The organism is Mesorhizobium sp. M0045 (assembly GCF_040323385.1).
Taxonomy (GTDB): domain Bacteria; phylum Pseudomonadota; class Alphaproteobacteria; order Rhizobiales; family Rhizobiaceae; genus Mesorhizobium.
This window is the reverse complement of the sequence record NZ_JAMYUY010000055.1, coordinates 1-4,080: the sequence shown is the minus strand read 5'-3', so window position 1 is coordinate 4,080 and position 4,080 is coordinate 1. Positions and strand designations below refer to the sequence as shown.

Below are 4,080 nucleotides of genomic sequence, written 5' to 3'. Positions count from 1 at the left end.
CGATGAAGATGGAAACGCGCATTCTCGCCCCAAAGACGGGCCGTATCCACATCAAGGTTGGAGCTGGCAAGGTGGTCGGCCTCGGCGCGGAACTGGCGACGATCGGTTGAAGTGGGTTGGCACGCACTTGTCGGGCAAGCCTTTTTTTGTTTGCGGTAAGACTCGACCCATCATACGGCGAAAGAATCCACGCGAGCACGGGCGACGCCTTCGCCGCCCGTTTTCCGGCGATCGATGCCTACTGCAAGGTCGCCAGTTTCGATGCCGCGCGAGTACCGATCCCAGTCCCGTCGGCGGCGCACCACCACATGGGGGGTTGCGGTTGACCTGTCCGGCCGCAGCTCCGCTTGAAGGTCTCGGGCCTGCTGCGACGCCGCATGGACCGTCTTCCCCGGATCTTCGAGCGTACGTTCAAGCCTGGATCGACGCGAAATCGCCAAGGGTGAGGTGCTCCACGTCGATGCTTCACTGCCGGGCCGACGTCACCCGGGCGGTTCGGCGGGGCCCCGCCAGCACGAATGTCCAGGCCTACCTCACGGCGACGGCGGTAAACCTCAAGCCGCTGGCGACCGCTTTGTTTGCCCATTTTCTGGAATTGGTGAAGCAGAGCGATCGAACCCATTGGCTGCCCCCGCCGGCAGGCGCCGCCCGATCGATCTCCAGACCAACCTGACGTTCTCGGCACGCTGGCCGGGCGTCATTGCAGGGCTCGATGTGGCGACGCTCGCCTTTCGTCTCGTAGACCTGGCGATCAAGATCGAGGTCCATCGTTTGGACGGCAGCGACGTAGCGACCGGAGAGCAGCCAATGGGTTCGATCGCTCTGCTTCACCAATTCGCTGCTTCATTTGATCCCTGCGTTTTGAAACGTACAGATCAATCAACGCCTCATTTTGCCTGAGACGTCTGTAAACCGCTTGCTAGCATTCATATCTGCGCCGGCTCAGCACGAGTCGCTCCGGGCACAAGCCATTGGCCTCCAAATTGGCGAACAAATTCGATGTCACAGGAGCCACTGCTCGGTGTTTCTTGTTCTGACTATTGTCTGTCTGTTTCGGCGCCGTCCTTCGCAAGGGCTCCCCGCCAAATTCCACTCTCGTCGAACCTGATCCGCAAAATCAAATCCTCACACCCACAGGATGATATGAAAATGCAGTTTGATCGCAATGAAATCCAATCCCGCGTAGAGAGGCTGCGCGCTGAATTGCGCGCCCGCAAATTCGATGCGCTGCTCATTGATGATTTCGAAGCCACCGCCTACTACTTCAACCACGAGTCATCCGGGGCCGGCCTTATTCCCATTGAAGGTGAAGCGTTTTTTGTTTTGAGGTCGCTGGATGTAGCTCCGTTGCGCGAAAGCACTTGGATCGAGGATATCGTCGGCTATTCCGATTGGGAAGACCCGGCCATGGCAGTTGCCGACAAGATTCGCCAGCGCGGCTACGATCGCGCGCGCATCGGCATTGACCTGACGAGCCACGCCCTCACGGTTCAGACGTTCGAGGCCCTGAAGCGCGAGTTGCCGCATGTAGAGTTCGTCGACGTCGACGGGTTGCCTAGGAAGTCGCGTAAGTTGAAGTCAAAGGCTGAAATTGAGAAACTCCGTAAGGCCAGCGCAATCAATGATGCCACAATGCAGGAGATCGTGGAATCCGCGAAGCCAGGGTTTACCGAACGGGAAGGTGCGCGCATGGCTGTTGAAGCCTATGTCCGCCACGGAGGCGACCTCGGGCCCTATGGCGTCATCACTGCCGCCAGAGGGTGGGACTTTCTCCACGGTGATCTACACGACGCGCCTCTCCAGCAACGGGATGTGCTTCACATCGAACTGATCCCTCGTTTCCAAGGCTACAGCTCGCGCATGATGCGCTGCGTTGTCTTGGGCGATATCTCGCCAGAGTTAGATGTCCTTTCGAGAAAGATGATAGCATTACAGGATAAGCAGATTGCTGCCATGAAACCGGGGGCGATTGCGAAAGACGTAGACCGCATCATGCGGCAGGGTGCAATCGACGCGGGCATTCGCGAGCATTACACCAATATCACTGGCTATACGCTCGGTTACTATTCAACAAGAAGCCGAGGAAGCGATTTCACCTGGGTTTTCCTTCCCAACTCCGAATGGATTCTGGAAGAGGATATGGTGTTCCATATGTATACGTCGGGCGGAGGCATCGCCATCAGCGAGACGGTCCTAGTCGGTCCGAACGGTGGTGAAAGGCTAACCAAGATGGAGCGCCGGTTGTTTTCGAGCAGTGAATGGGGAACCCGACCAGGAACGTAGTTTGATAGCTCGGTTTTCTTCCGGAATAGCGGGCCACTGATGTTGTCGCTTCACATGCCCGCGTGAACCCGATGACAGCTCAGTGGAGGCATACATGAAAATCGGCACAAGCGCGCGCCGCTGCAACAAACCTAAGATGGGGAGGAGAGTTCGGACCAAATGAGTAGGCTACTGAAATACGAGCTGCAGAAGCTATCTCACGTTGAAGGATTCTCAGTCCGGCGAGGTGAGTAAGCGGTCCTGCCTCCGATCCGCAATTTACAATGTCGCGAATGACCCCGTTGGCGCACGGGCGGCTCGTAGTTCCTGCCATTACACAATCGCCCCTCGCGGAGATGCTCAACCTTCCATATCTCGCGGCAGTTCAGACGCTCGCGGTATGAGGGAGAACTTTTACCAGTTGCCCAAATGAAATTTCGTCGAACCGGCGAGTTGGCCATCGCGGATGCAACGTTCCTGCAGCTTCTGACGCAATAGGATAGTCACTTCCCCGGCGAGGCTACGTTTCTGGGGACGGGCAGATCCACCGCCATCCAGCAAGCTGCGATATGCTTTGGCCCGACTTCGACGGCCGGCGGCTCTTCCTGCCGCCAGCGATCGACGGCGAGCGGACAACGTGGATGGAAGCGGCAACCCGTCGGTATGCGGGCGGCACTCGGGACCTCGCCTTGCAAGGCCGGAAGTTCACCGCGATTTACGTTCGCACCGATCAGCGGTGCCGCGTTGCGCAGCGCAACGGTATAGGGATGCTTCGGGTTGAAGGTGATCTCGTCGGCACTGCCGATCTCAACCACTCTGCCGAGATACAAGACCGCGATCCGGTCGGGGATCAGCCCAAGCAACAGGCAGGTCTAGAGCACGTCCGGGGATCGATGAATCGATTGTGATGTGACGCGAATCGGTTTGACTGATTCAACGTCCACTTTATGGAGGTGGACGATGGCGAGAGCACTTGGTGAGGATCTGCGGTCACGTGTCGTGAAGGCGGCGGGTGAAGGAGCATCGGCCCGCCAGGCAGCGGCTCGGTTCGGTGTCGGGATATCGAGCGCGATCCGCTGGATCGGCAGAGCCCGGAGGGGCGAGACGACGCCGCGACCGCAGGGACGACGGCGCGGCTCGCGTCTCGACGCCCATGCCGACTTCATCGTCGGGATGATCGAGGAGCGCAAGGACATCACGCTGAACGAGATGGTGGAGCAGGTCTTGGCCGAGCGGTCCATGCGCATAGGCCGCAGCACGTTGAGCGACTGGCTGCGGGGGCACGGCTGGACGTTCAAAAAAAGTCCGCACACGCACTGGAGCAAAATCGTCCCGACATCCTGAAGCGCCGGCGTGCCTGGTTCGACGGCCAGCTCGACCTCGATCCGGCAAAGCTCGTCTTCATAGATGAGACCGGGCTGTCGACCAAGATGGCTCGCCTGCGCGGAAGAGCCGCGCGGCGAACGCTGCCGGGCAGGCGTGCCGCACGGCCACTGGAAGACCACGACCTTCACCGGCGCTTCGCCAAGCTCAAGGCGCTCCTGCGGGCGAGGGCCGAGCGGACAATCGCGGCCCTATGGGACACCGTCGGCGCGCTCGTCGACCTTTTTACGCCAACAGAATGCGCAAACTACTTCAAGGCCGCAGGCTATGAACCGGATTAAACCGGACGTGCTCTAGTTGTGAGGTTTCAGCAGGTTGTCCGTCCGGTCCGGACCCGGAAAGCTGAGGTCTGCGGATTCCGACGTGAAGCCGGCCGCCATTCCGATCAAACACCGGCCACCATTCCGGTATGAAGCCGGCCACCATTCCAACCAA

At 59.3% G+C, this 4,080-nt stretch carries 4 protein-coding genes and 1 pseudogene; 4 read left to right on the top strand and 1 reads right to left on the bottom strand.

The genetic code is table 11. The features are described 5' to 3' along the window. The 3 genes from NKJ72_RS31120 to NKJ72_RS30725 form a co-directional block, all read left to right on the top strand. Positions 1–110: biotin/lipoyl attachment domain-containing protein (locus NKJ72_RS31120; protein WP_502901926.1), on the top strand; the 110-nt coding region annotated here is incomplete at its 5' end. Positions 111–621: 511 nt separating this feature from the next. After that, entirely contained in the window at positions 622–900 is a 279-nt protein-coding gene (locus NKJ72_RS30730; protein WP_352480768.1) for a hypothetical protein, read from the top strand. A 249-nt stretch (positions 901–1,149) separates the two neighbouring features. Then, positions 1,150–2,283, top strand: a complete 1,134-nt coding sequence (locus NKJ72_RS30725) for a M24 family metallopeptidase (RefSeq protein ID WP_352480767.1) — start codon at positions 1,150–1,152, stop codon at positions 2,281–2,283. Positions 2,284–2,765: 482 nt separating this feature from the next. On the opposite strand, the gene NKJ72_RS30720 is transcribed toward NKJ72_RS30725, so the two are convergent. Next, positions 2,766–3,125: an oligopeptide/dipeptide ABC transporter ATP-binding protein gene (locus NKJ72_RS30720; RefSeq protein ID WP_352480766.1), complete on the bottom strand. Its 360-nt coding sequence runs from the start codon at positions 3,123–3,125 to the stop codon at positions 2,766–2,768. A gap of 97 nt (positions 3,126–3,222) precedes the next feature. Between NKJ72_RS30720 and NKJ72_RS30715 the strand changes: the two are divergent. After that, positions 3,223–3,926, top strand: a pseudogene (locus tag NKJ72_RS30715) (transposase). Positions 3,927–4,080: the final 154 nt, after the last annotated feature.